Annotated in this window: 22 protein-coding genes and 1 riboswitch; of the genes, 11 read left to right on the forward strand and 11 right to left on the reverse strand. The window is 68.6% G+C overall.

Annotated features, from left to right (window positions below; all coding sequences use genetic code 11):
* Positions 1 to 189: 189 nt before the first annotated feature.
* From katG to EPA99_RS00270, 5 genes are all read left to right on the forward strand, one after another.
* Positions 190 to 2,415 carry a catalase/peroxidase HPI gene (gene katG / locus EPA99_RS00250; RefSeq protein WP_129469194.1) on the forward strand — a complete coding sequence of 742 codons (2,226 nt, stop codon included), beginning with the start codon at positions 190 to 192 and terminating at the stop codon, positions 2,413 to 2,415.
* An 88-nt stretch (positions 2,416 to 2,503) separates the two neighbouring features.
* A complete protein-coding gene (locus EPA99_RS00255; protein ID WP_129469195.1) occupies positions 2,504 to 3,643 on the forward strand; it encodes a phosphotransferase enzyme family protein in 1,140 nt (379 codons plus the stop codon).
* Between the two features lie 43 nt (positions 3,644 to 3,686).
* Positions 3,687 to 3,782, forward strand: a riboswitch (TPP riboswitch).
* A gap of 72 nt (positions 3,783 to 3,854) precedes the next feature.
* On the forward strand, positions 3,855 to 6,029 hold the full coding sequence (locus tag EPA99_RS00260; protein WP_129469196.1) for a TonB-dependent siderophore receptor: 2,175 nt from the start codon (positions 3,855 to 3,857) through the stop codon (positions 6,027 to 6,029).
* Positions 6,026 to 6,604, forward strand: a complete 579-nt coding sequence (pnuC, locus tag EPA99_RS00265) for a nicotinamide riboside transporter PnuC (protein ID WP_129469197.1) — start codon at positions 6,026 to 6,028, stop codon at positions 6,602 to 6,604. Before EPA99_RS00260 ends, pnuC begins: the two co-directional genes overlap by 4 nt.
* A 486-nt stretch (positions 6,605 to 7,090) precedes the next feature.
* Positions 7,091 to 8,566 carry an MATE family efflux transporter gene (locus EPA99_RS00270; protein WP_129469198.1) on the forward strand — a complete coding sequence of 492 codons (1,476 nt, stop codon included), beginning with the start codon at positions 7,091 to 7,093 and terminating at the stop codon, positions 8,564 to 8,566.
* 16 nt (positions 8,567 to 8,582) lie between these two features.
* Here EPA99_RS00270 and EPA99_RS00275 read toward each other — a convergent pair whose 3' ends face one another.
* From EPA99_RS00275 to ffh, 9 genes are all read right to left on the reverse strand, one after another.
* The gene (locus EPA99_RS00275; RefSeq protein WP_129469199.1) at positions 8,583 to 9,005 is read right to left on the reverse strand and encodes an RNA-binding S4 domain-containing protein; all 423 of its coding nucleotides are present in this window, start codon (positions 9,003 to 9,005) and stop codon (positions 8,583 to 8,585) included.
* Complete coding sequence (locus EPA99_RS00280) at positions 8,977 to 9,255, reverse strand: hypothetical protein (protein ID WP_129469200.1); 279 nt, start codon at positions 9,253 to 9,255, stop codon at positions 8,977 to 8,979. Before EPA99_RS00280 ends, EPA99_RS00275 begins: the two co-directional genes overlap by 29 nt.
* Positions 9,256 to 9,388: 133 nt before the next feature.
* Positions 9,389 to 9,790 carry a 50S ribosomal protein L19 gene (rplS, locus tag EPA99_RS00285; protein WP_129469201.1) on the reverse strand — a complete coding sequence of 134 codons (402 nt, stop codon included), beginning with the start codon at positions 9,788 to 9,790 and terminating at the stop codon, positions 9,389 to 9,391.
* Positions 9,791 to 9,926: 136 nt separating this feature from the next.
* Complete coding sequence (gene trmD / locus EPA99_RS00290; protein ID WP_129469202.1) at positions 9,927 to 10,718, reverse strand: tRNA (guanosine(37)-N1)-methyltransferase TrmD; 792 nt, start codon at positions 10,716 to 10,718, stop codon at positions 9,927 to 9,929.
* 116 nt (positions 10,719 to 10,834) lie between these two features.
* Complete coding sequence (gene rimM / locus EPA99_RS00295; RefSeq protein ID WP_129469203.1) at positions 10,835 to 11,347, reverse strand: ribosome maturation factor RimM; 513 nt, start codon at positions 11,345 to 11,347, stop codon at positions 10,835 to 10,837.
* A gap of 47 nt (positions 11,348 to 11,394) precedes the next feature.
* Positions 11,395 to 11,658: a 30S ribosomal protein S16 gene (rpsP, locus tag EPA99_RS00300; protein WP_129469204.1), complete on the reverse strand. Its 264-nt coding sequence runs from the start codon at positions 11,656 to 11,658 to the stop codon at positions 11,395 to 11,397.
* A gap of 84 nt (positions 11,659 to 11,742) precedes the next feature.
* Positions 11,743 to 12,540 (reverse strand): aminotransferase class IV, encoded by a 798-nt coding sequence (locus EPA99_RS00305; protein ID WP_129469205.1) that lies wholly within the window; start codon positions 12,538 to 12,540, stop codon positions 11,743 to 11,745.
* A gap of 24 nt (positions 12,541 to 12,564) precedes the next feature.
* Positions 12,565 to 13,635: an NAD(P)H-dependent flavin oxidoreductase gene (locus EPA99_RS00310; RefSeq protein WP_129469206.1), complete on the reverse strand. Its 1,071-nt coding sequence runs from the start codon at positions 13,633 to 13,635 to the stop codon at positions 12,565 to 12,567.
* Between the two features lie 4 nt (positions 13,636 to 13,639).
* Positions 13,640 to 15,019, reverse strand: a complete 1,380-nt coding sequence (gene ffh, locus EPA99_RS00315) for a signal recognition particle protein (RefSeq protein ID WP_129469207.1) — start codon at positions 15,017 to 15,019, stop codon at positions 13,640 to 13,642.
* 116 nt (positions 15,020 to 15,135) lie between these two features.
* On the opposite strand from ffh, the gene EPA99_RS00320 reads away from it, so the two are divergent.
* The 6 genes from EPA99_RS00320 to EPA99_RS00345 all read left to right on the forward strand — a co-directional run bounded on the left by EPA99_RS00320 (position 15,136) and on the right by EPA99_RS00345 (position 21,959).
* Complete coding sequence (locus tag EPA99_RS00320; protein WP_129469208.1) at positions 15,136 to 15,930, forward strand: cytochrome C assembly family protein; 795 nt, start codon at positions 15,136 to 15,138, stop codon at positions 15,928 to 15,930.
* A gap of 143 nt (positions 15,931 to 16,073) precedes the next feature.
* Positions 16,074 to 16,532: a MarR family winged helix-turn-helix transcriptional regulator gene (locus tag EPA99_RS00325; RefSeq protein WP_129469209.1), complete on the forward strand. Its 459-nt coding sequence runs from the start codon at positions 16,074 to 16,076 to the stop codon at positions 16,530 to 16,532.
* Between the two features lie 4 nt (positions 16,533 to 16,536).
* A complete protein-coding gene (locus EPA99_RS00330; RefSeq protein ID WP_129469210.1) occupies positions 16,537 to 18,030 on the forward strand; it encodes an efflux transporter outer membrane subunit in 1,494 nt (497 codons plus the stop codon).
* Positions 18,027 to 19,214, forward strand: coding sequence for an HlyD/EmrA/EmrK family protein (locus EPA99_RS00335; RefSeq protein WP_129469211.1), 1,188 nt, complete (start codon positions 18,027 to 18,029; stop codon positions 19,212 to 19,214). The genes EPA99_RS00330 and EPA99_RS00335 overlap by 4 nt, the downstream gene beginning before the upstream one ends.
* Positions 19,215 to 19,220: 6 nt before the next feature.
* Positions 19,221 to 20,807: a DHA2 family efflux MFS transporter permease subunit gene (locus EPA99_RS00340; RefSeq protein WP_129469212.1), complete on the forward strand. Its 1,587-nt coding sequence runs from the start codon at positions 19,221 to 19,223 to the stop codon at positions 20,805 to 20,807.
* A gap of 234 nt (positions 20,808 to 21,041) precedes the next feature.
* The gene (locus tag EPA99_RS00345; protein WP_129469213.1) at positions 21,042 to 21,959 is read left to right on the forward strand and encodes a carbohydrate kinase family protein; all 918 of its coding nucleotides are present in this window, start codon (positions 21,042 to 21,044) and stop codon (positions 21,957 to 21,959) included.
* A 652-nt stretch (positions 21,960 to 22,611) separates the two neighbouring features.
* Here EPA99_RS00345 and radA read toward each other — a convergent pair.
* Positions 22,612 to 23,985, reverse strand: coding sequence for a DNA repair protein RadA (gene radA, locus EPA99_RS00350; RefSeq protein ID WP_129469214.1), 1,374 nt, complete (start codon positions 23,983 to 23,985; stop codon positions 22,612 to 22,614).
* A 137-nt stretch (positions 23,986 to 24,122) separates the two neighbouring features.
* Entirely contained in the window at positions 24,123 to 26,012 is a 1,890-nt protein-coding gene (locus EPA99_RS00355; RefSeq protein WP_129469734.1) for a M61 family metallopeptidase, read from the reverse strand.
* Positions 26,013 to 26,070 lie beyond the last annotated feature (58 nt).

The raw sequence follows: 26,070 nt of genomic DNA on the forward strand, positions 1-26,070 counted from the left end.
TTGCTTAAGGTGTGCGCACACCACCGGACAGCACGGGGCCTATGCGCCAGCACACCTGCCAGATCACCTGAGTTGCGCCGTCCGCGGCACGCCCGGCTCGCCTCGTGCCGCCAGTGCCCCCGCATGCCCATCCGGCGCGCACCGCGTCATCAGCCACCCACCGCATCCCTACAAAGAGGTAGCGAGCCCATGAATATCGAAGCCAAGTGCCCCTTCCACCACACCGCCGGGGGCGGCACCACCAATGCGGACTGGTGGCCCAAGCGGCTGCGCGTGGACCTGCTGGCGCAGCATTCGCCCAAGTCAGATCCGCTGGGCTCGGCTTTCGACTATGCCGAGGCCTTTAAAGGGCTGGACTACGATGGCCTCAAGCGCGACCTGCACGCGCTGATGACCGACTCGCAGGACTGGTGGCCGGCGGACTTCGGCCACTACGGCCCGCTCTTCGTGCGCATGGCCTGGCACAGCGCCGGCACCTACCGCACCGCCGACGGTCGGGGCGGCGGCGGCCGCGGGCAGCAGCGCTTCGCGCCGCTCAACAGCTGGCCGGACAACGTCAGCCTGGACAAGGCGCGCCGCCTGCTGTGGCCGATCAAGCAGAAGTACGGCCAGGCCATCTCCTGGGCCGACCTGATGATCCTCACCGGCAACGTCGCGCTGGAATCGATGGGCTTCAAGACCTTCGGTTTCGCCGGCGGCCGCGCCGACACCTGGGAGCCCGACCAGGATGTGTACTGGGGTGCGGAGACCACCTGGCTGGGGGGCGATGAGCGCTACGCGCATGGCTCCACAGGCGTGCGCAAGCCCGGCGATGAAGCGGTGCTGGTGTCCGACGACGACGCCGATGGCGATACGCATTCGCGCAAACTGGAAAACCCGCTGGCGGCGGTGCAGATGGGCCTGATCTACGTCAATCCGGAAGGCCCGGACGGCAATCCGGACCCGCTCAAGGCCGCCTACGACATCCGCGACACCTTCGGCCGCATGGCGATGAACGATGAGGAGACCGTGGCGCTGATCGCCGGCGGCCACAGCTTCGGCAAGACCCACGGCGCAGGCCCGGCGGACAACGTGGGCCACGAGCCCGAAGCCGGCGAGCTGGAGCAGCAGGGCCTGGGCTGGCACAACCGCTTCGGCACCGGCAAGGGCGCCGACACCATCACCAGCGGCCTGGAGGTGACCTGGACCAAGACCCCGGCACAGTGGAGCAACGACTTCTTCGAGCACCTGTTCGGCTTCGAGTGGGAGCTGTCCAAGAGCCCGGCCGGTGCGCACCAGTGGGTGGCCAAGAACGCCGAGGCGGTCATTCCGCATGCGCACGACGCATCGAAGAAGCTCCTGCCGACGATGCTGACCACCGACCTGGCGCTGCGCTTCGATCCGGCCTACGAGAAGATCTCGCGCCGCTTCCTGGACAACCCCGACCAGTTCGCCGATGCCTTTGCCCGCGCCTGGTTCAAGCTGACCCACCGCGACATGGGGCCGAAGGTGCGTTACCTGGGGCCGGAAGTGCCGGCCGAGGAGTTGATCTGGCAGGACCCGATTCCGGCCTCCGAAACCCGGCTTGAAGCGGCGGACATCGACGCGCTGAAAGAGGCGATCGTCGCCTCCGGCCTGAGCGTGTCGCAACTGGTCTCCACCGCCTGGGCCTCGGCCTCGACCTTCCGCGGCTCGGACAAGCGCGGCGGCGCCAACGGCGCACGCATCGCACTGGCGCCGATGAAGGACTGGAAGGTCAACCAGCCCGAGCAACTGGCCCAGGTCCTGGCCCGGCTGCAGGACATCCGCAGGGGCTTCGGCAAGCCGGTGTCGCTGGCCGACCTGATCGTGCTGGCTGGCGGCGTGGGTGTCGAACAGGCCGCCAAGGCCGCTGGCCACGCCATCAGCGTGCCGTTCACCCCGGGCCGCGCCGATGCCACGCAGGAACGGACCGACGTCGAATCGGTGAACATGCTGGAACCTGTCGCCGATGGCTTCCGCAACTATCTCAAGGGCCACTTCAGCGTGCCCGGCGAGGCCTTGCTGATCGACAGGGCGCAGCTGCTGACCCTGACCGCGCCGGAGATGACGGTGCTGCTGGGTGGGCTGCGCGTGCTCGGGGCGAACGTGGACGGCGTGGCGCACGGGGTGTTGACCGACAGGCCCGGCACGCTGAGCAACGACTTCTTCGTCAACCTGCTGGACATGGGCACCGAGTGGACGCCGACCTCGCGCAACACCTATGAGGGCCGGGCGCGCAACGGCGGCGCGGTGAAGTGGACGGCCACGCGCGTGGACCTGGTGTTCGGCTCCAACGCCATCCTGCGCGCGCTGGCCGAGGTCTATGCCGGCGACGATGCGAAGGAGAAGTTCGTCAAGGACTTCGTTGCGGCCTGGACCAAGGTGATGGAGCTGGACCGCTTCGACCTGAAGTAAGCCACACACGCTGCATCGAACGGACAACGGCGCCTTCGGGCGCCGTTGTCGCACAATACGCCGGTGCAACGCGAGAACCGCTTCCGCCATGACTGATGCTGACCACCGCGTGCATGGCGTTGGCCAGGAGGACGTGGCGCCGGATTGGCCGCCGCTGCAGTCAGCCGAGATCGAAGCCGTGCTTGCCGGCTATCCGCAGCTCGCGCACGGCACGCAGCGCATCGTCTGGCACAGCCCGCGCCCGCTGTCGGCCGCCGCGCTGGTGGAGACCGTGCAGGGCCGCCTCTTCGTCAAGCGCCATCACCTCAGCGTGCGCACGGCGGCCTGCCTGGAAGAAGAGCACCGCCTGATCGCCCATCTGCGCCAGGCGGGCATTCCCGTGGTGGAGGTGTTGGCCGATGCGCAAGGCCGCACCGCGGTGACCCACCGGACGTGGACATACGAAGTCCATCGCGCCGGCCGGGGCGAGGATGTGTACCGCCAGACCGCCTCGTGGACGCCGCTCACCGACACCTCGCGTGCGCGCGCGGCCGGCGCGATGCTGGCACGCCTGCACCGGGCCGCGGATGGCTATCGCGCGCCTCAGCGCAGCACGCATCTGCTGGTGGCGCGCGATGACCTGATCCGCGCCGAGGACCCCATCGCCGCGCTGCAGGCCCAGCTGCACGAGCGCCCCGCGCTGGCGGCCTGGCTGCGGGCGCGCGACTGGCAGGCCGACTTCCAGCGCCACCTGCTGCCCTGGCATCGCGGCCTGGCCGAGCGCCTGCGTGAGGTGCCGCGCCTGTGGGCGCACAACGACTGGCATGTGTCCAACCTGTTGTGGCAATGCGCTGACGATGCGACGCACATCGCCAGCGTGCTCGACTTCGGACTGGCATCGCCCACCAGCGCGATGTTCGACCTGGCCACCGCCATCGAACGCAACGCCATCGCCTGGCTGGCGCTGGAGCGCGGGGCCGGGGCGGTCCACATCGACACTGCGTTGGCGCTGATCGACGGCTATCGCCAGTTGCTGCCGCTCCACGCTGGCGCGCTGCGGCTACTCGCCGATCTATTGCCGCTGGTCCACCTCGATTTCGCCCTGTCGGAGGTGGAGTACTTCCACGGCATCACCCGCTCGCTGGCCAATGCGGACGTGGCCTACGAGGTGTTCCTGCTCGGCCATGCGCAATGGTTCTCCACCGCGCCCGGCCAGGCCCTGTTGCAGGCGCTGCGCGCGGCGGCCTGAACACGCAGGGTGTGCAAAACCCGGCGAAATGGTGTCCAATGCCTGCCTGAAGCGGGGGTGCCCGGCGTTGCCGGGCTGAGAGAGTCCCTTGGAACCTGATCCGGTTTGCACCGGCGTAGGGAGCTTTGAGCAGCACAGCAAGCACCGCCTGGAGAAGGCGTGCCCTCGTGCGCCGTCGCTTCGTCCTTGCCCATTGCCTGGTGACGAACCGATGCCCCGCTCCCGCCCCACGCTGCTGCTCTCCTCCCTGCTGTGCACCGCCCTGCCGCTGCATGCGCAGCAGGCCGATGATGCCTCCGACGCCACCCGCGCCACCGAGCTGGCCGCGGTGCGCGTGGAAGGCCAGACCACCCAGGCCACGCCACGCCCGCAATCCAACAGCTTCGGACCTGGCAGCTGGAAGGACACGCCGGCCTCGCTCAACGTGCTGACCCGCGCGCTGATCGACGCGCGCCAGCCGCGCACGCTGAGCGAACTGGCCGTCAGCGACGCCTCCATGGGCGACAGCTACGCGGCGGTCGGCTACTACCAGAACACCGCCATCCGTGGCTTCGCGCTGGACCTGGCCACCGGCTATCGCTTCAACGACCTGAGCATCGCCGGCGAGCAGCGCATCGCGCTGGAGCACCTGCAGCAGGTGGAGATCCTCAAGGGCGAGGCCGGGCTGACCGCCGGCATCATGGCCCCGGGCGGCATCGTCAACTACGTGGCCAAGCGCCCGGCGCGCGTGCAGGATCTGACCGTCGGCACTGATTCCTACGGCTCGCGCTATGTCGCCGTGGACGTGGGCCGCTGGCTCACCCCGAGCTTCGGCCTGCGCTTGAATGCGGCCTTCGACGATACCCAGTCCTACATCGAGCACACCGACGGACGCCGCAACTTCTACGCGCTGGCGGCCGATTGGCTGATCGGCGAGAAGGGCAAGCTGGAACTGGATGGCAACTACCAGAGCAGTTCCCAGCGCTCGGCTTCGGGCTACCAGTTGCTGGGCGCGCGCGCCCTGCCCGGCCGCGTCGACCGCGAGACCTTGCTGGGCTACCAGCCGTGGGCGCAGCCGGTGGCCATGCACACGGCCAACCTCACCGCGCGCTACACCTACCAGTTCGCCCCCGACTGGCAGGGGAGCCTGGCCTTCGGCAACAGCCGCAGCGTGATCGACGACAACGTCGCCTTCGCCTTCGGCTGCTACTACGCCAGCGAATGCGCCGATGGCAGCGTGCCGGGCAACTTCTTCGCGCCCAACGGCGACTACGACATCTACGACTACCGCAGCCCGGACGACACCCGCCACAACCAACAGCTGCGCGCGCAGCTGCAGGGTAGCTTCCAGACCGGCCGCTGGCGTCACCAGCTGAGCTTCGGGCTGGACGGCTTTCGCCGCACCGTGGACCGGCGCAAGAGCGTCAACGAGTACGTCGGCACCGCCAACATCGATGATGCGCAGGTCCCCGTGTTCGCCCCCTCGCCGCTGCAGCCGGGCCAGTCGGCGCGGCGCCTGGACGACCGCCAGCGCGCGGTGTTCGCGCTGGACCGCATCGATTTCGACAACGGCTGGCAGTGGCTGGGTGGGGGGCGCTTCGTGCGCCTGGACGAGTACGCCAACGACAGCAGCAATGTGCGCGAACGCCACACGCGCCTGTCCAGGTTCCTGCCGCAGACCGCGCTGATCTGGCGCGCCACCGAGCAGCTCAACGCCTACGTCAGTTATAGCGAGGGCCTGTCGCTGGGTCAGGAAGCCCCGTACTGGACCTCCAACGCCGACAGTTTCCTGCCGCCGATGCGTTCGCGGCAGACCGAGCTCGGCGCCAAGTTCTCGGTAAGCGACACGCTGGACCTGGGCGCGGCGCTGTTCCGCATCGCCCAGCCCCTCCAGTACGCCCAGCCCGATGCCAGCGAGACCGGCTACACCTTCGTGCAGCAGGGCGATCAGGTGCACACCGGGCTGGAGCTGACCGCCAACGGTCGCCTGACCGATCGCCTGCGCATCGATGCCAGCACCAGCCTGCTGCGCGCGCGTGCGGAGGATGCCGGCAGTGCGGTGATCGAAGGCCACCAGCTGGTCAACATTCCCAAGGCCCGCGCCAGCGTCTACCTGGACTACCAGCTGCCGATGGCGCCGGCCTGGAACGTGTCCGGCGGCTGGCGCTACGCCGCGCGCAACGTCGCCACGCCCGATGGCCAGGTGCGCGTGCCGGCCTATCATGTCTTCGATGCCGGCGTGCGCTTCCGCGGCGAGGTCAACGGCCACGCGCTGACCTGGCGGCTGTCGGTGGACAACGTGTTCGACAAGTTCTACTGGCGCGATACCGGCAGCAGCGGCGGGGATTACTACCTGTTTCCGGGTGCGCCGCGCCTGGCGCGCCTAACCGTCACCTACGCGCTGTGAGCATCGAGACGCTGGAGTGGATCGCCGCGGCCGTCAGCATCGCCGCGGTCTGGCTGACCGCGCGCCGGCACCTGCTGGGCTGGCCGGTCGGGCTGGTCTCGGTGGCGCTGTACGCCGGTGTCTTCATCGATGCGCGGCTGTACTCGGACGCGCTGCTGCAGGGCGCCTTCGCCGGTTTCATCGTCTATGGCTGGTGGCGCTGGAAGGCCAACCTGGGCAATGACGGCCGCGTGCGCATCGCACCGCTGCGCGCAGCGGTGATGTGTCGGGATCTGGGTGTCGGCGCGGTCGGTGCGTTGGCCCTGGGCGCGGCCATGCACACCTGGACCGATGCCGCCCTGCCGTGGCTGGATGCAGCCCTTACCGCCTTCAGCCTGGTCGCGCAGTGGTGGCAGGGTCGTCGTCATGTGGCGGCCTGGTGGCTGTGGATCGTGGTGGATGTGATCTACATCGGCCTGTACCTGTACAAGTCGCTCAACGTGACCGCCGCGCTGTACCTGGGCCTGGTCGGCCTGGCGATCATGGGCTTGCAGCAGTGGCGCCGCGCGAACGCACAGCCGGCTGCTGTCGCCTAGCGTCCGCGCTGCAGCAGGGTGGCGGATCGCGGGGGGGCGTGGGGCAGAAGCGCTGGCGGGCCTGGGCCGTCAGCTGCGTGCGGCTGTCCCGGGCAAGCCCCTCGCCGATGAATCGGCTCCCACAAAAGCGCTCGCTCGCATCGGCAATCCGCGCGCACGACTCTAGCGAGCACTTGTGGGAGCGGCTCTGTGTCGCCTAGGGCCATCAGCCGCGAAGAGGCTTTCCCGAGCAAGCCGCTTCGCCGATGAATCGGCTTCCACAAGAGCGCTCACTCTCATCGGCAATCCCTGCTCTCGCCCACTAGCGAGAAGCTTGTGCGAGCTGTGTGGGCCTAGAGCCAGCTGCCGCGAAGAGGTCTTTCCGGGCAAGCCCCTTTGCCGATAAGTCGGCTCCCACAAAAGCGCTGTTGCGGTAGGAGTTGTTGCCCCTGCCCTGCTGCGACCACGCGGGTGCTAGGGTGCAGCACCCTCGCCATGACGCGTCCAATGTCCGCACGCCCCGCCCGCTCGCTGACCGAGGGCCCCATCGGCCGCAACCTGCTTCTGTTCTCGCTGCCCATCCTCGGCGGCAACGTGGCGCAATCGCTCAACGGCTCGATCAATGCGATCTGGATCGGCAGGTTCCTGGGCGAATCGGCGCTGACCGCCACGGCCAACGCCAACAGCATCCTGTTCTTCCTGATCGGGTCGGTATTCGGCATCGGCATGGCCTCGACCATCCTGATCGGCCAGGCCATGGGCGCCGGGGACATCGCCCGCGCCCGCCAGGTGATGGGCACCAGCGCCAGTTTCTTCATCGCCATCTCCGTGCTAATCGCCTGCAGCGGCGCGTGGTTCGCCCGACACCTGCTCGCGGCCATGGGCACGCCGCCCGATTCGCTGGCGCCGGCCGAAGCCTATCTGCGGGTGATCTTCCTGGCGGTCCCGCTGATCTATGCCTTCTCCTTCCTGTCGGCGGCCTTGCGCGGCGCGGGCGACGCCAGGACGCCGTTTCGCTACCTGCTGCTGGCCGTGGTGCTGGACTGCGCATTGGACCCGGTGCTGATGCTGGGCCTGGGCCCGTTTCCCAAGCTGGGCATCGCCGGCGCGGCCTGGTCCACGTTGATCACCCAGGCCCTGGCGCTGGCGGCGATGCTGTTGGCGCTGCGGCGCAGGCGCCACGTGCTGTGGCTGGGCCGCAAGGACCTGCACCTGTTCCTGATCGATGCTCGCATCCTCAAGACGCTGGTCGCCAAGGGCGTGCCGATGGGCTTGCAGATGGTGCTGGTGTCCCTGGCAATGATCGCGATGATGAGCCTGGTCAACCGCTTCGGCACGCAGACCGCGGCCGCCTACGGTGCGGCGCTGCAGCTGTGGACCTATGTGCAGATGCCGGCGATGGCCATCGCCGCGGCGGCCTCGACCATGGCCGCGCAGAACGTCGGCGCCGGCCACTGGGATCGGGTATCGGCCACCGCGCGCACCGGCGTGCTGTTCAATTTCCTGATGACCGGGGCGCTGATCGCACCCTTGATCCTGCTGGACCGGTGGAGCTTTGCGCTGTTCCTGCAGCCGGGCAGCCCTGCTTTCGAGGCGGCACGCCACCTCAATCACATCGCGATCTGGTCCTTCCTGTTCTTCGGGGTGATGTTCGTACTGTCCGGCGTGGTGCGCGCGACCGGCGCGGTGATCGTGCCCCTGATCATTCTGGTGGTCTCGCTGTGGGGCATCCGCGTGCCCTTCGCCAACCTCCTGCAGCCCACGCTGGGGGCCGACGCGGTGTGGTGGAGCTTTCCGGTCAGTTCGCTGTGCTCGATGCTGCTGTCGATGGCCTATTACCGCTGGGGCGGCTGGCGCAAGGCGCGCATGGGCGCGGCCGATCCCCGCACGATGGCCGTGCCTTCGGAGGTGCCGGCCACCACGCCCTCACCGGTGGCCGATCGCGCCGACCCGGTGCCCGACCAACCGCTGCTCAAATCCTGACCCCAACGGCGTCGCCTTATAGCGCGTCGATATCGCCCAGGGCCTGGATCAGGCGGCGTGCCCGCTTGTCCGGCTTGGTCTCCGGCGCGCGGTAGCCGGTGCGCTCGGCCGCGCGCAGGGCACGCTGCTCCTCGCGGCGCTGCCGCGACTGCGCGCTTTCCTCGTACAACGCCTGCGCCACCGGCGCCGGTCCACGCTGATCGGCCAGGCCACGCACCTGCACCTGGAACTGCTCATCGCCCCGGTGCACCAGCAGCTGGTCGTTGGCATGCACCGCCCGCGAGGGCTTGGCGCGCTGGCCGTTGACTTCGATCCGGCCGGCGGCGATGGCCGCCTTGGCCAGCGAGCGGGTCTTGAAGAAGCGCGCGGCCCACAGCCAGATATCCAGGCGGACGCCGGCAGCGGAAGTTTCAGCGGGGCTGGTCGTGCTTGAGGTCATCGAGCTTGAAGGTGGAGTCCGAACGGGTGTCGCTGCCAATGGAAAAACGCAGGCTGTCATCGGGCGCGCAACGCATGCGCGGATCGTTCGCACCGGCCTCACGGTCCTGATTGGCCGGCGGGCGCGAGGACGCCAGCGCGCATTCGGGCAGATCGGTCGGCCGCACGCTGGCATCCATCAGGCGCGCATCACTGGCACATGCGGCCAGCGCGAGAGAACACAACACCGGCAGCAGCACGGGCTTGGACATCGGACATTCCCTGGTCATGGTCGTGGCCTCGATCCTAGCGCCGCCAGCGAGTGCAGGCCTGTGCCGGAAGTCCATAAAGCAAAACCCCGGCCGGAGCCGGGGTTTTGCCAAAGCTGCAACAGGCGCGCGAGGATTACTCGGCAGCGGCCTGACGGGCAGCCTTGGCGGCGGCGGCGGCGGCCAGGTCTTCCTTGATGCGCGCCGCCTTGCCCTGCAGACCGCGCAGGTAGTACAGCTTGCCGGCGCGGACCTTGCCGCGGCGCTTGACTTCGACCGAGTCGATGGTGGCGCTGTGGGTCTGGAACACGCGCTCCACGCCGTAGCCGTGGGAGATCTTGCGCACGGTGAAAGCCGAGTTCAGGCCGGCGTTCTTCTTGCCGATGACCACGCCTTCATAGGCCTGGACGCGCTCGCGGTTGCCTTCCTTCACCTTGACGTTGACGACGACGGTGTCGCCCTGGCTGAACTGCGGCAGCTCGCGGGTGATCTGGGCGGACTCGAATTCCGCGATGATGGACTTGTTCAACTTGCTCATGGGTGCACCGATGTCGTTGTTCGGGTGAGGGTGTCGTTCGACAGCCTGGACTGATGCGATCGCCGGATTGCGTCGCACGTTCGTTGTTATGGGGTCCCTGGAAGCCGAGCCGGCCACAGGAATCGCGCATTCTAGCCTAAGTCGTTCCGTCTTCGCCAGGGGTGGGCAGCGGGTCGCCAACGCCTGCGGCCAGGTCCTCGCGGAAGGCCGCCAGCAGCTTGCGATCGGCCTTGGACAAGGCGTCCTCGTCCAGCAGCTCCGGCCGCCGCAGCCAGGTCCGCCCCAGCGATTGCTGGCGGCGCCAGCGCGCGATGGCGGCGTGGTTGCCCGAGCGCAGCACCGCCGGCACCTCGCCCCAGTCGTGCTGCACCGGGTGGCTGTAGTGCGGGCAATCCAGCAACCCGCCCTCACCTTCGAAGCTGTCCTGCGCCGCCGATTCGGCATCGCCCAGCGCCCCGTCCTGCAGGCGGGTGATGGCATCCACCAGCACCGCCGCGCCCAGCTCGCCGCCGGAGAGCACGTAGTCGCCGATGGAGATTTCCTCGTCGACCTCGGCCTGGATGAAGCGCTCGTCCACGCCCTCGTAGCGCCCGCACAGCAGCATCAGCCGCGGCAACGCCGCCAGCTCGCGCACCTTGGCCTGGGTCAGCGGACGCCCCTGCGGGGTCAGATACACCAGCGGCGCCGGCCCTGCCCCGGCCGCACGCGCCGCGGCCAGGCAGGCACGCAGCGGCTCGATCAGCATCACCATGCCCGGGCCACCGCCGAAAGGCCGGTCATCCACACGCCGGTAGTTGCCCTGGGCGTAGTCGCGCGGGTTCCAGCCATGCAGCTGCAACAACCCCCGCTCGCGCGCCCGCCCGACCACGCCGAAGCTCGCGCTCTGGTCGATGAAATCGGGGAACAGGGTGAGGACGTCGATGCGCATGGGGCGAGGAGTGAGTGGAGAGGAGCAAGGAACGAGAAACGAGAAACGAGAAACGAGTGGAAGCATAGGACAGCGTCGGCCGCGCCCACTCGTTCCTCGTTCCTCTCCACTCGTTCCTAGAAGTCAGGATCCCAGTCCACCCCGATTTCCCCGGCCTCGAAATCCACGCGGGTCACGAACTCGGGTTGGACGAACGGGATCAGGCGTTCCTTGTCCCCGCGCGCCACCAGTACGTCGTTGGCGCCGGTGGAGAACAGGTGCGAGACCGTGCCGAAGGAGCGGCCGTCGGCGTTGATCACGCGCAGGCCTTCCAGATCCACCCAGTAGAACTCGTCGGGCCTGGGCGGCGGCAGCGCCGCGCGCGGCACGAAGATCTCCGTGCCCACCATCGCCTCGATGATGTTGCGATCGTCCACGCCGGGGAAGGTCGCCACCAGGTGCTTGCCCTGTGGCTTGCCGCGCACGCCGGAGAGCTCGCGCTCGTTGCCGGCGGCATCGCGCAGGGTCCAGGGCTGGTAGCGGAAGATCGCTTCGCGCGGCTCGGTCCAGGACTCGATTTTCGCCTCGCCACGAACGCCGAACGCGCCGATCACCCTACCTAGGAGGATGCGGCGCGTCGGGTCGTTCATGCGAGTGCCACTTCAGAGGCTGCGCGCAATGCGCAGCCGCCGGAGTATCAGGCCGCAGCCTGGGCAGAAGCCTTGGTGGCTTCCTTGTAGAGGTTGCGGACCTTGTCGGTCAGCTGGGCGCCGTTGGACACCCAATGGTCCACGCGGGCCAGGTCCAGCACGACGCGCTGCTCGGCGCCCTGGGCGACCGGGTTGTAATAACCCACGCGCTCGATGTTGCGGCCGTCGCGCGCGCTGCGCACGTCGGTGACGATGATGTGGTAGAACGGACGCTTCTTGGCGCCGCCGCGGGTAAGACGGATCTTGACCATGGTGGTTTTCTCGGTGTTGCCCAGTCGCCAGGATGGCGCGGTAAGCCGGCGATTATAGCGGGCTTGGGCGGCTTGTCCAAGCGGTCAGATCGGGGCCCAGGGCTGGGTGTCCAGCGCGCGCGCCACCAAGGCCTGTAGCTCGCCCCCGTCAGGCAGGGCAGCGCCCTCGATCGCGGACACCGGCTGCACCCCCGTCGCATTCAGGGTGATGGCCGGCACGCGCTGCGCCTGCTCCAGCGAGAGGACCTGCTCGCACTGGGCCACGCCCAACTGCGCCAGGCCCCGCCGCACCAGCGCCTCGCAGGTGCCACGCAGGGCCTGGGCCTGTGGCCACAGCACCTGCTGGCCATCCCAGAAGGCCACGTTCCACACGCTGCCTTCGATCACCCGTCCGTCCTCCGGCGCCAGGAACAGGGCATCGTCGTAGCCGGCCAACCGCGCCTGCCGACGGTAGTGGAACAACGGCAGGGTCGCCACGTGCTTGAGCTGGGGCAGCGGCCGCTGGAAGGCCACGGCCTGCAGGGTCACCGCGCCCTGCCCGGGCGGCGCCGGCGGCGTGAGGGAGATCAGAAGGTCCGGTTGGCAGGGCCGCTGCGGCTGGCGATGATCGAAGCCACGCGAGAACACCGTGACCCGCAGGGAGGCATCGGGCATCTGCGCAAGCGCCAGACGCATCCATGCCCGCAGTTGGGCGGCATCGAGTGGCGCGTCGAACAGCGCGCGATTGCCTTCGGCCAGGCGCTGCAGGTGCAGGTCCAGCCCCTGCACCGCACCGCCGCGCACCTGCATCGAGGTGAAGTGGCCGTAGTTGACCAGCGCCAGTGCCTGCAGCGCCGCGGCATCGGCCGGCACGCCGTTGCACCACACCTGCGATGCGCTCAAGACCGCGACCTCGCCGCACCGCACTCAGCGCAGGGCACAGGCATCGGACCACCAGCGCTGCAGCAGGGCGCCGGCTGGTTCGGGCCTGGCCATCCAGGCTGACTGGCCGGCCCAGGCCTGCATCGCGGACAGATCGTCCTGCTTGGCCGCCTGCGCACGCATGGCCGCGGTCAAGGCGCGCTGGATGGGGTATGGCGCCATCGGCGGCGCATCGGCAGCGGCGGTGGCGCGCACGTAATCGGTGGCCAGCGCACGGCCCAGGCGCCCGGAAAACGCGCGCGTGGGCCAGGTGTCTTCCGGTTCGGCCGCCTGCAAGGCTGCCGCCCATGCCGGCGCGATCCGCGCCTCGGGGCTGGCCAGCAGGGCGGTCCCGATGAAGACGGCCGATGCGCCCAGCGTCAGCGCCGCGGCGATGCCGCGACCGTCGCCGATGCCGCCGGCCGCGATGACCGGCACCTCCAGCGCATCGGCCAGGCGCGGGACCAGCGCAAGCAGCCCCGTCATCTGGCGTTCGGCCGCAGCCGCGTCGAAGGTGCCGCGGTGGCCGCCGGCTTCGAAGCCCTGGGCGATCACCGCATCGGCGCCGGCGGCCTGGGCCTGGCGCGCCTCGGCCAGCGTGGTAGCGGTGGCGAACCAGGCGATGCCGGCTGCCTTCAGCTCGCGGACCTGCGCCGGATCGAGCACACCCATGATGGTGGACAGCACGTGAGGGCGCGCCTGCAGCACGGCCTGGAACTGCGCCTCGAACGGTGCCGGACGCGCATCGCCGGCCTCGGCCGGCACGGGCGGGCCCCATTGGCCGAGGAACTGCCGCATGGCCGCCTCGGCGGTGGCATCGCGCATCGGTTCCGGGTCGGGCACCCACAGGTTGACCTGCACGGGGCCATCGCACTGGGCGCGGAACTGGCCGACCCAGGCGGTGATGTCATCGGGCTGGGACAGCACTGCGCCCATGGCGCCCATGCTGCCGGCCCGCGCGGCGGCCACGGACAGCGACACCGGGCAGGCGCCGGCCATCGGTGCCAGCAGCACCGGCATGGTCAGGCCGTAGCGCTCGCAGAACGCCTGGACCCGCTGCTGGCGCATGTCGCGCATGAGCTCAGCGGAACGGCAGGCCGCCGCGACCGCCCATGGCGCCCATCATCCCGCGCATGCCCCGCATCATCCCCTTCATGCCGCCGCCGGAGAGCTTGGACATCATCTTTTCCATCTGCTGGAACTGCTTCATCAGCTTGTTGACGTCCGAAGGCTGGGTGCCCGAGCCCTTGGCGATGCGCGCCCGGCGCGAGCCGTTGAGCAGGCCCGGGTTGCGGCGCTCCTTCTTGGTCATCGAATTGATGATGGCGATCATGCGCGGCACTTCCTTGCTGCCGGCCACCTGCGCCTTGAGGTTCTCCGGGATCTGCCCCAGGCCCGGCAGCTTTTCCATCAGGCTGCCGATGCCGCCCATGTTCTGCATCTGCTCGAGCTGGTCGCGCATGTCGTTGAGGTCGAATTTCTTGCCCTTGGCGACCTTCTCGGCCAGCTTATGCGCCTTGTCCTTGTCGACCTGGCTCTCGACTTGCTCCACCAGCGACAGCACATCGCCCATGTCCAGGATGCGGCTGGCCACGCGGTCGGGGTGGAACACGTCCAGGCCGTCGGGCTTCTCGCCCACGCCGATGAACTTGATCGGCTTGCCGGTGATGTAGCGCACGCTCAGCGCCGCGCCGCCACGCGCATCGCCATCGGTCTTGGTCAGCACCACGCCGGTCAGCGGCAGCGCTTCGCTGAAGGCCTTGGCGGTGTTGGCCGCGTCCTGGCCAGTCATGGCGTCGACCACGAACAGGGTCTCCACCGGCTTGACCGCCGTGTGCAGCGCCTTGATCTCGGCCATCATCGCCTCGTCGATGGCCAGGCGACCGGCGGTATCGACCAGCAGCACATCGATGAAGGACTTGCGCGCATCGTCGATGGCGGCGCGCACGATGTCCTCGGGCTTCTGCGAGGCCTGCGAGGGGAAGAAGCTCACCTGCACCTGTTCGGCCAGGGTCTTGAGCTGCTCGATGGCGGCCGGGCGGTAGACGTCGGCCGACACCACCATCACCTTCTTCTTGCGCTTCTCGCGCAGGTGCTTGGCCAGCTTGCCCACGGTGGTGGTCTTGCCGGCGCCCTGCAGGCCGGCCATGAGGATGACCGCCGGGGCCGGCACGTTGAGGTTGAGGTCGGTGGCGGCCGAGCCCATGACCGCGGTCAGCTCGTCGCGCACGACCTTGATCAGCGCCTGGCCCGGGGTCAGCGACTTCAGGACTTCCTGGCCGACCGCGCGCACTTTGATGCGCTCGATCAGGGCCTGCACCACCGGCAGGGCGACGTCGGCCTCCAGCAGGGCGATGCGCACCTCGCGGGTGGCTTCGCGGATGTTCTCCTCGGTCAGGCGGCCACGGCCACGCAGCCGTTCGATGGTGCCGGACAGGCGCTGGGTCAGGGATTCGAACATCGGGGGCAACCGCGCTTTGAAGACAGGAAAGGGCGAAGTATAGCGGCCCCTCCGGCAGCCACCGAAGGGCACGCTGGCGCGTGCTGCGGCGCGATGGGGCATGCGACACTGCGCGGATGATGCTCACGCCCGCCGCGATCGCCCTTTACCTGCTTGCGACCGTGCTGCTGGTCCGTGGCGCGGCCAAGGACACCCTGGAATCGACCCACGGCTGGCGCTGGCCAGCCTGGGCTGCGGTGCTGCTGCACGGTGGCTATCACCTGTGGATCGCCAGGATCACCGCCGGCGGCCCGGACATGCACTTCTTCTCGGCCCTGTCGCTGGTCAGCCTGGGCATGGCGGTGCTGACCACGCTGGTCGGCGCGCAGGGCCGCACCGGCACGCTGGGTGTGGTGGTGTTCCCGCTGGCGGCGCTGCTGCTGGGCCTGTACCACGGCTATGGGCACAAACCCAGCCCGGGCCTGGACTGGCGCCTGCAGCTGCATGCGTGGATGGCGCTGCTGGCCTATGCCAGCCTGGCCGTGGCCGCGCTGCTGGCCTTGATGCTGTGGGTGCAGGAGCGGGCATTGCGCCGCCGCGACTTCCAGCCGTGGCTGCGGGCGCTGCCGCCGCTGACCGAGCTGGAAACCCTGTTGTTCAAGACCATCGCGGTGGGTTTCGCGCTGCTGACGGCCACGCTGCTCAGCGGCGTGCTGTTCGTCCACGACCTGCTCGGCCAGCACCTGATCCACAAGACCGTGCTCAGCGTGCTGTCCTGGCTGGTGTTCGGCGCGCTGTTGCTGGGCCGCTGGCGACGGGGCTGGCGCGGCGCCAAGGCCGTGCACTGGACCCTGGCGGCGATGGCGCTGCTGCTGCTGGCCTTCTTCGGCAGCAAGTTCGTGCTCGAACTGGTGCTCAAGCGGGTGGCCTGAGCGCTGCCGCCGCCGTCGGGGAATCCCGACGGCGGCGCTGCACGGCAAGATGAAAAAAAAGACAGCTGAAGGTCATATAACAGACTTGCCGTCACAATAATTGCCTTGACAATTATTGCTCGGGCGCGGAGCATGCGCTCCCCATGAACCCTTGCCCTCTCCCCCCCGCCAGCGGCTCCGCGCTCGGGCTGATGATCCGCCAGGTCCGCGACGGGCTCTGGGCCCAGCTCGAGCACGAGCTGACCAAGCTCGGCCATGACCTGACCTTCAGCCAGTACATCGTCATCAAGAAGCTGGCCGCCGAGGTCACGCCCAGCGCCAGCGATCTGGCCAAGGCCGCCGAGATGAACCCCGGCGCCATGACCCGCCTGCTGGACAAGCTGGAGGCGCGCGGCCTGATCACCCGCGCGGCCGACCCTGCCGACCGCCGCGCGCTGCATATCAAGCTCACGCCTGCCGGCGAGCAGATCTGGAGCGAAATCGGCACCGCCGGGCAAGGCGTGCTCAAGCGCGCGCTGACCGGCATGACCGACGAAGAAAGCGGACAGCTCATGGCCTTGCTGACCCGCGTGCGCGACAACCTTTCCACTCCCACCCCCTGACGCCATGTCCACGAACCTCTCTTTCCCGACCGCACGCCGGACGGGCCGCACCCTGTCGGTGCTGGCGAGCGCGCTGTTGCTCGCCAGCTGCGCGACCAGCGGTGGGCTGGAACCGTCCGCCGTCCTGCGCTCGCCGGACGATGTCTCCGCCACCCGCAGCCTCGCCGGCCACCTCAGCCAGGCCGAGTTCCCGCGCCAGGATTGGTGGACGCGCCTGGGCGACCCGCAACTGGACGCCCTGATCGGCGAGGCCCTGGCAGGCACGCCCTCGCTGCAGGTCGCCGACGCGCGCCTGCGCCAGGCCCGCGCCCAGGCTGGCCTGAGTGATGCCGAACGCCGCCCCAGCCTGAGCGGCAGCGCCCAGTACACCGGCGTGCAGTTGCCCGAAACCCTGCTGGGCGACGAGTTCGGCGGCAAGCTGATGCACAGCACGGTGCTGATGCTCAACTTCAGCTGGAAGCCGGACCTGTGGGGCGGCCAGCGCGCCGCCTACGAGGCCGCCGTTGGCCAGGCACGTGCGGCCGAAGTCGACGCCCAGGCCGCGCGCCTGGCGCTGTCGGCCAACATCGCCCGCGCCTACATCAATCTGGCCCAGGCCTACGAGGCACAGCAGGTGGCGCGCCAGGAGGAACGGCGCGCCTCGCAGCTGTTCGAGCTTGGCGACAAGCGGGTCAAGGCCGGCCTGGACAACCAGCTGCCGCTGCGCCAGTCCGAGAGCGCCATCGCCAGCGCGCGCCAGCAGGCCGAGGCCGCGCAGCAGCAGATCGATGCGCTGCGCAATGCGCTGGCCGCGCTGCTGGGCAAGGGCCCGGACCGCGGCCTGGACATCGCCCCACCCAGTCTGCTGGATGCGCCCTCCCCGGCCGTGCCGAACGTGCTGCCCAGCGAACTGCTCGGTCATCGCGCCGACGTGGTGGCCGCGCGTTGGCGCGTGGAAGCGGCCAGTCGCGGCATCGATGCGGCCAAGGCCGCGTTCAAGCCCAGCATCAACCTCAGCGCCATTGTCGGGCTGGCCGATTCGGGCCTGTCCGATCTGTTCAGCAATGAGGCGCTGCTGGGCTTCGGTGGCCCCGCGCTGAGCCTGCCGATCTTCGACGGCGGCCGCCTGCGTGGACAGCTGGACGCGCGCGATGCGCAGTACGACCTGGCCGTGGCCGAGTACAACCAGTCGCTGGTGGGCGCCATGCACGAGGTCGCCGACGCCGTGCAGGCGGCGCGCTCGCTGGATGCGCAGACGGCGCAGGCCACCCAGGCCCGCGACGCCGCGCGCGCCGCGCTGGAGCTGGCCACCTCGCGCTACAGCGCCGGCATCGGCAACCAGCTGGAAGTCCTGACCACCCAGCGACCGCTGCTGCAGTTGGAACAACAGCTGGCCTCGCTGCGCGCACAGCGCTATGCGGCCGCCATCGATCTCGACCAGGCCCTCGGTGGCGGCTTGCCGCTGAGCGCGCCACAGCTTTCTTCTTCTGATTCGGATACTTCCAAGGTCACCCCATGAGCGCCCAGACCTCCCAACCCAACGCTTCCGCACCCGCGCCGAAGAACAAGCGTCGCCGCGCGTTGTTGATCCTGCTGATCGCCGTGCTGGTCCTCGGCGCGGCCTGGCTGGCCTGGTGGCTGCTCCACGGCCGCTGGCACCAGGACACCGACGATGCCTACGTGGCCGGCAACATCGTCAGCATCGTGCCGCAGACCACCGGCACGGTGGTCAGCATCGACGCCGATGACGGCATGCGGGTGGAAGCCGGACAACCGCTGGTGCACCTGGATCCGAACGATGCGCAGGTCGCCTACGACCAGTCGGTGGCCAACCTGGCAGGCACCGTGCGCCAGGTGCGCGGACTTTTCAGCAATGTCGAGTCCGGCGAGTCGGACCTGCGCGCGCGTCAGATCTCGGTGGAGCAGGCACGTGCCGACGTGAAGCGTCGCCAGGGCCTGGTCGACTCCGGCGCTGTCTCGCGCGAGGAGCTGGCGCACGCCCGGGACGTACTGGCCGCGGCCGAGGCCGCCCTGGGCAGCGCGCGCGGCAACCTGCAGCGCACCCGCGCGCTGGTGGATGCCACCACGATCGGCAAGACCCCGCAGGTGCAGGCGGCCGCCTCGCAGCTGCGCCAGGCCTATCTGAACCTGCAGCGCTCGGCCATCCTGGCCCCGGTCTCCGGCTACGTCGCCCGTCGCCAGGTGCAGCTGGGCCAGCGCGTGCAGCCGGGCACCTCGCTGATGACCATCGTGCCGCTGGAGGAGGTCTGGGTGGATGCCAACTTCAAGGAAACCCAGCTGGGCCACATGCGCATCGGCCAGCCGGTGGAAGTGCATGCCGATCTCTACGGCGATGACGTGGTCTACAACGGCAAGGTCGCCAGCCTGGGCCTGGGCACGGGCAGCGCGTTCTCGCTGCTGCCGGCGCAGAACGCCAGCGGCAACTGGATCAAGATCGTGCAGCGCGTGCCGGTGCGGATCGAGCTGGACCGCGAACAGCTGGTCAAGCACCCGCTGCGCATCGGTCTGAGCATGCAGGTGGATGTCACGGTGAAGGACCAGGACGGCCCGGTGCTGGCGCCGGCGCGCAAGCGCGACAAGCCGCTGCTGGCCACGGCCGCCTATGAGAAGCAGCTGGCCGATGCCAATGCGCTGATCACTTCGATCATCGAAGACAACCTGCCGGCCTCGGCGAAGAACTGAAGTCCCATGTCCACGACCCCTCCCACCGCCACGGGCGGCGCGCCGGCTGCGCCGCAGCCGGCCGCAGCGCCGTTCCGTCCGCCGAACATGGCGCTGACGACGATTGGCCTGGCGCTGGCCTCGTTCATGCAGGTGCTGGACACCACCATCGCCAACGTGTCCCTGCCGACCATCTCCGGCAACCTGGGCGCCAGTGCCAACCAGGCGACCTGGGTCATCACCTCCTTCGCGGTCAGCAACGCCATCGCGCTACCGCTGACCGGCTTCATGGTGCGCAAGTACGGCGAAGTGCGGGTGTTCACCTGGGCCACGCTGGCCTTCGTGATCGCATCCTTCCTGTGCGGCATCGCCAATTCGATGGGTTTGCTGGTGGTGGCGCGCGCACTGCAGGGTTTCGTGTGCGGCCCGATGTATCCGGTGACGCAGGCGCTGCTGATCTCCATCTATCCACCCAACAAACGCGGGCAGGCCATCGCGCTGCTGGCGATGGTGACGGTGGTGGCGCCGATCGCCGGGCCGATCCTGGGCGGCTGGATCACCGACAACTACAGCTGGGAATGGATCTTCTTCATCAACATCCCCATCGGCATCTTCTCCAGCCTGGTGGTCGGCCGGCAGATGAAGGACCGCCCGGTCACGCTGCAGAACCCGAAGATGGACTACATCGGCCTGGCTACCCTGGTTCTGGGCGTGGGCGCGCTGCAGATCATGCTGGACCTGGGCAATGACGAGGACTGGTTCAACTCCACCAAGATCGTGTGGCTGACCATCGTGGCGGTGATCGCGCTGGTGGTGTTCGTGATCTGGGAGCTCACCGAGAAGGACCCGATCGTCAACCTGCGCCTGTTCCGCCACCGCAACTTCACCAGCGGCACGCTGGCGATGGTGTTCGGCTATGCGGCGTTCTTCGCCATCGGCCTGCTGGTGCCGCTGTGGCTGCAACGGAACATGGGCTACACGGCGATCTGGGCCGGTTTTGCCACCGCGCCCATCGGCATCCTGCCGGTGATCCTGACGCCGTTCGTGGGCAAGTACGCCTCGCGTTTCGACCTGCGCATCCTGGCCAGCTTCGCGTTCTTCGTCATGGCCGGCACCAGCTTCCTGCGTTCGGGCTTCAACCTGGACGTGAACTTCGAGCGCGTGGCTGAGATCCAGCTGGTGCAGGGCCTGGGCGTGGCGCTGTTCTTCATGCCGGTGCTGACCATCCTGCTGTCGGACCTGGAACCGCATGAAATCGCCGCAGGCTCGGGCCTGGCCACCTTCGTGCGTACGCTGGGCGGCAGCTTCGCCGCCTCGCTGACCACTTGGGCCTGGAACCAGCGCACGACCATCCACCACGCCCAGCTGACCGAGCACATCGACGCCTACGACCCGGCCATGCAGCAGGTGGTGTCCCAGCTGGGCCAAGGCAACACGCAACGTGGCGCGGTGGCGCTGAACCAGATGATCGGCCAGCAGGCCGCGCAGATCGGCTTCAACGAGATCTTCCATCTGCTCGGCATCATCTTCCTGGCGGTGATCGTCTTCGTGTGGTTCGCCCGTCCGCCGTTCGCGGCCAAGTCGGGGGGCGCGGCGGCGGCAGGCGGTCACTGATCGGTTCGCCCGCGCAAGCCTTCAACGCAGTCCCGAAACGGCCGCCCCCATGCGGCCGTTTCGCTGTGCGCCGCCCGTGCAATCCCGCTTGCGCGCACCTAAAAACTTTAGATCGCAGGCAAGCCTGCGCGCGACGCCGGACCGCGACGGCTTTGCCCCCTTTTGCCAGTTGCGCGATGCGCCAGCGCCCGTATCCTGCCTGCTTCCAAACGCAAAGCATGGGACGAGCCCCTGATGTATCTGGTCTGCGGAGAAGCGCTGTTCGACGTGTTCACCGATGGTGAGCGAGGTGACGACGTGCCCATGCTGGCGCGACCGGGCGGCTCGCCGTTCAACGTGGCCATCGGACTGACCCGGCTTGGGCATCGCGCCGGCCTGTACACGGGCCTGTCCACTGACGTGCTGGGCCGCCGCCTGTACCGCCAGCTCGAACGCGAGGACGTGTGCCTGGACTACATCGTCGACAAGCCCAACCGCACCACGGTCGTGCTGGTGGCGCTGGACGATGCGGGCGTGGCCAAGTATTCCTTCTACGGCGATCACTGCGCCGACCGTGAGCTGACCCTCGCCGAACTGCCGGCGCTGGACGGGAAGATCGCCGGCCTGCACTTCGGTTCCTACACCCTGGTGGCCGAACCCACCGCTTCGACCTTCCTCGCCCTGGCCCAGCGCGAGCGCGGCCAGCGCCTGATCTCGCTGGACCCCAATGTGCGCCCCACGGTGGAGCCGGACATGCAGGTGTGGCGCGAGCGCCTGGCGCAGTGGCGCAGCATGGCCGATGTCATCAAGGTCAGCGATGAGGACCTGGAATTGCTCTACCCCGGCGTTGGCATCGACGAGGTCGCCAGCCAGTGGCTGCAGGCGCCGACCCAGGTCCTGGTGGTCACGCGTGGCGCCGAAGGCGCGGTGGGCTACAGCGCGCAGGGACGCGTGGAGATTCCCGGCGTCAAGGTCACCGTGGCCGACACCGTGGGCGCTGGCGACAGCTTCCAGGCGACCTTGCTCTCGCAGCTGCCGGACCGCGCCGCGCTTGAAGCCGCTGCCTCGTCCAGCGAGCGGCTGCAGCAGATCCTGACGCGCTCGGCGCAGGCCGCGGCCATCACCTGCAGCCGTGCGGGCGCCAACCCGCCGTACGCGCGCGAGCTGCCGTAGCGGTCATCAGCGCAGCGCTGCCGGCAAGGTGGTGGAACTTGCCAGCTTGTCGGTTTGGCCTCGCGTGGAGCTGATCAACGCGTAGCGCTGGGCAACTCTTAGTGCTGGTCAACTTGTGGGAGCGGCTTCAGCCGCGAAGGGGCTTTCCCGGTAAAGCCTCTTCGCGGCTGAAGCCGCTCCCACAGTTGTTGGCCCCACAGTTCTCGGCCCTCAGTGCTCGCTCCCCCTGATGTCGCTCACCTGATGATGTTCGGGAGATGCCTTCGCTTCCGCGCACATGGACACTCCGCCGCGCCGATGCATGCACGCCTGCAGACGGCCCATGACGCAACGCGTATCATCGCCCGCCCTCTCACGCGGCAACATCCATGCACCTCCGTGATGCCCGCCTCGTCCATCCGATGTGGACGCGCCATTGAGAAGCAGCAATCAACCGGACCTGTGGTCGGCCGACCACGATCCGCAGACATCCGCATCGCGTCCACGCCGGCGCCCGTCGCGGGCGCCGCAGCGCGAGGCGGTCCAGCTCTGTCTCGACCTGCAGCTGCCGCGAATGTCGCGCAATCCAAGCGGACGCAGGTTCCCGCGGGTGACCATGGATTCGGCAACGGCGCAGATGGCGCTGTTCCGCTGACCGTGCCATGCACACGCGTCAGGCGTGCTCGATCGCCTGCGACAGTCGCTCCACCGCGATCACTTCCAATCCCTTGAAACTGCCGGCCTTGGGCGCATTGGCCTTGGGCACGATGGCGCGTTTGAAGCCGTGGGTGGCCGCCTCCTTCAAACGCTCCTCGCCATTGGGCACGGGGCGAATCTCACCGGACAGCCCCACCTCGCCGAAGGCGATCGTCTTCTCAGGCAGCGGCCGGTCGCGCAGGCTAGAGAGCACCGCCAGCAGCACCGGCAGATCCACCGCGGTTTCCTGCACGCGGATGCCACCGACCACGTTGACGAACACGTCCTGGTCGCCGACCACAATGCCGCCATGGCGGTGCAACACCGCCAGCAGCATCGCCATGCGGTTCTGTTCCATGCCCACGGCAACGCGGCGCGGGTTGGACAGCGGCGAGGTATCCACCAGGGCCTGCACCTCCACCAGCAGTGGGCGGGTGCCCTCACGGGTCACCATCACGCAGCTGCCGGGCTGGTGGCCGCTACCGGAGAGGAAGATCGCCGACGGGTTGGGAACCTCTTTCAGCCCCTTGTCGCCCATGGCGAACACGCCCAGCTCGTTGACCGCACCGAAGCGGTTCTTGATCGCGCGCAGCACGCGGAAGCGGCTGCCGCTCTCGCCCTCGAAGTACAGCACCGCATCGACCATGTGCTCCAGCACGCGCGGGCCGGCGATGCCGCCTTCCTTGGTGACATGCCCGACCAGGAACACGGCCGTGCCGGTCTCCTTGGCATAGCGCACCAGCCGCGCGGCGCTCTCGCGCACCTGGCTGACCGAGCCCGGCGCGGCGGTCAGCGATTCGGTCCACAGGGTCTGCACTGAATCGGCCACGATCAGCTTCGGGCCCGCCGAGGAGGCGTGCTGCAGGATGGTCTCGATGCCGGTTTCGGCCAGCGCGTTCAGGCCTTCCAGCGGCAGGTCCAGACGCACGGCGCGGCCGGCGACCTGGGCCAGGGACTCCTCACCGGTGACGTAGAGCACCGGCAGGCTCGCGGCCATCTTCGCCACCGCCTGCAGCAGCAAGGTGGACTTGCCGATGCCCGGGTCGCCGCCCACCAGCACCACCGCGCCTTCCACCAGCCCCCCGCCGAGCACGCGATCGAACTCACCGATGCCGGTGCTCACACGCGCTTCCTCGCTATGACGCACGTCCTTGAGCGCGGTGATCTTCGGCGCCTCGGCGCGGCCAGCCCAGCCGCTGCGGCGCGCGGCCGGCGACTTGGCCGTGGCCGCGCTCTCCAGCACGATTTCGCTCAGTGAATTCCAGGCGCCGCATTCGCTGCACTGGCCCTGCCACTTGGTGAATTCGGCACCGCATTCGCCGCACACATACGCGGTCTTGGCCTTGGCCATGACGTCCTGCCACTGGTTCGATGATCACAGGATATCCGAGGCCATTCGCAGCCAGCGAGACGCACGCGCATGCGCGAACGACGCAGGGCGCCGATCGCTCGGCGCCCTGCTGGCGTGCCCTCAGGCTGCGATGCGACCTACTTGGCCTTCAACAGCAGCGACAACGTGTCCGGCTTGCCTTCGATGCGCTGTAGCGAGGGATACTTCAGGCCTTCGTGGTAGTCGATGCGGAAGGTGTCGTAGCGGTTCCAGCGCTTGACCAGCAGTTCGATCGGGGTGGTCGTGCCCTTGGCCGCGGTCACCGCATCCTTGAGCGCGTCGCTGGAGTACTCCATGCCGTTGACCGCCACGATCTTCATCCCCGGCGCGACGCCGGCCTTGAAGGCCGGGCCGTCCCACAGCACGTCGCCCACCTCGCCGTCGCCGCCGGCCATCAGACCCAGCGAGTACGTGAGCATGGCGCTCTTGCCGCGCGTCTCGGCCGCCTTGACCGCATCGTTGGGCTTGTCGTTGTAGACCAGCTTCCAGCCGCTGGCCTCAAGGCCGCCGGTGAGCGGGTCATGGCCATCGACGCGGCTGCGCAGGAAGGTCGACCAGTCGTAGGCGGCAATGCCGTTGAGCGTGGCGACCACTTCCTCGAAGTCGTAGGGCTTGACCGTCCAGCGGCCGTTGTCCATGCCGAAGAACGCCTTGGCGAAATCGTCCAGCGAGCGCTTGCCCTCGCTCAGCTCGCGCAGCTTGGCATCGGCCTCCAGCCACACCATCAGGCCACCGGAGTAGTAATCCTCGCTCAGCTGCCAGTTGCGATACGGCTGCGGCTTGCGCTGGTTGATGGTCGGGTCGTTGGTGGTGTCCTGCAAGGCGCGCCAGGACAGGCCCGGACGCCCCTTGTCGTAGGTCGCGGCGGTCAATGCCAGCGAGGTCAGGGCCTGCTCCTTGGTCCACAGGCCCGAGCGTGCGGCCAGCACGTTGCCGTAGAACTGGGTCTGGCCCTCGTACAGCCACAGCAGGCTGTCGCCCATGGGCACGTTGAAGTTGGGCGTGGCCAGGTCCTTGCCGCGCCGGAACTTGCCGTTCCAGGAGTGGTTGTACTCGTGCGCCAGCAGATCGCGGCCGGACCAGGTCTTGTCCCAGTCGGTGAAGTAGCCGGTCGCGCCGCTGTTCTCGCTGGAGCGGTGGTGCTCCAGGCCGATGCCGCCCAGCTGGCTGGTCAGGGCAAGCAGGAACTCGTAGTGATCGTAGTGACGCGCGCCGTAGAGCTTGTCGGCCTGCTCCACCAGCGCGGCATGCGCCTTGATCTGCTCGGGCTTGGCCTCCAGCGACTTGGCCTCGTCGGCGAACAGGTTCAGGTGGATGGGCTGCTTGGCGCCCGGGTCCAGGTCCACGCGCTTGTAGTAGCGCCCGGCGAACATCGGCGAATCCTGCAGGTGCTCGAAGTTCAGCGTGCGGAAGTTCACCGTATCGCCCTGCTTGCTGTCGGTCTCCAGGGCGGTGGCATAGGACCAGCCCGCCGGCAGCTTGACCGTGGCCTGCACCGGGATGCGGCTGGCGTAGTAGCCGGCCGGGTACAGCGTGGTGAGGTTCCACTGCAGGTTGAGCATGGACGGCGTCATCACCACCCGGCCCTGCGCCGGCGCCAGCGGCGAGAGGTACTGGAACTCGGCCACCAGCTCGGTCACGCCCTGCGGCACCTCGACCTTGAAGGCATAGACGTCGTACTGGTCGCGCGTCCACTCCAGGCGCTTGCCATTGGCGGTGATGACCAGCCCGGCCAGCTTCTCGATCTGGCCGCTGGGACGGTGGTTGCCGGGGATCCACTCCGGGTACAGCAGCGTCACCGGGCCGGGCTGCACCGGGATGGTCTCGCGCACGCGGAACACGCGGCGCAACGTGTCGGTGGCGTCCACTTCCAGCTTCACCGTGCCTGGGTAGTCCACGTCCTTGGGCGCCGGCGTCTGCGAGGTCTGCGCGCTCGCCTGGGTCGTCGTCCACAACAGCACCGCGGCTGCCAACACTCGCATCTTCATCATCTGGCCTTTGAGGTCCGGCTGGAAACAGCCCCCGACTATACGACCGCAATGCGCG

It is taken from the genome of Pseudoxanthomonas composti (assembly GCF_004122095.1).
Taxonomy (GTDB): Bacteria; Pseudomonadota; Gammaproteobacteria; order Xanthomonadales; family Xanthomonadaceae; genus Pseudoxanthomonas_A; species Pseudoxanthomonas_A composti.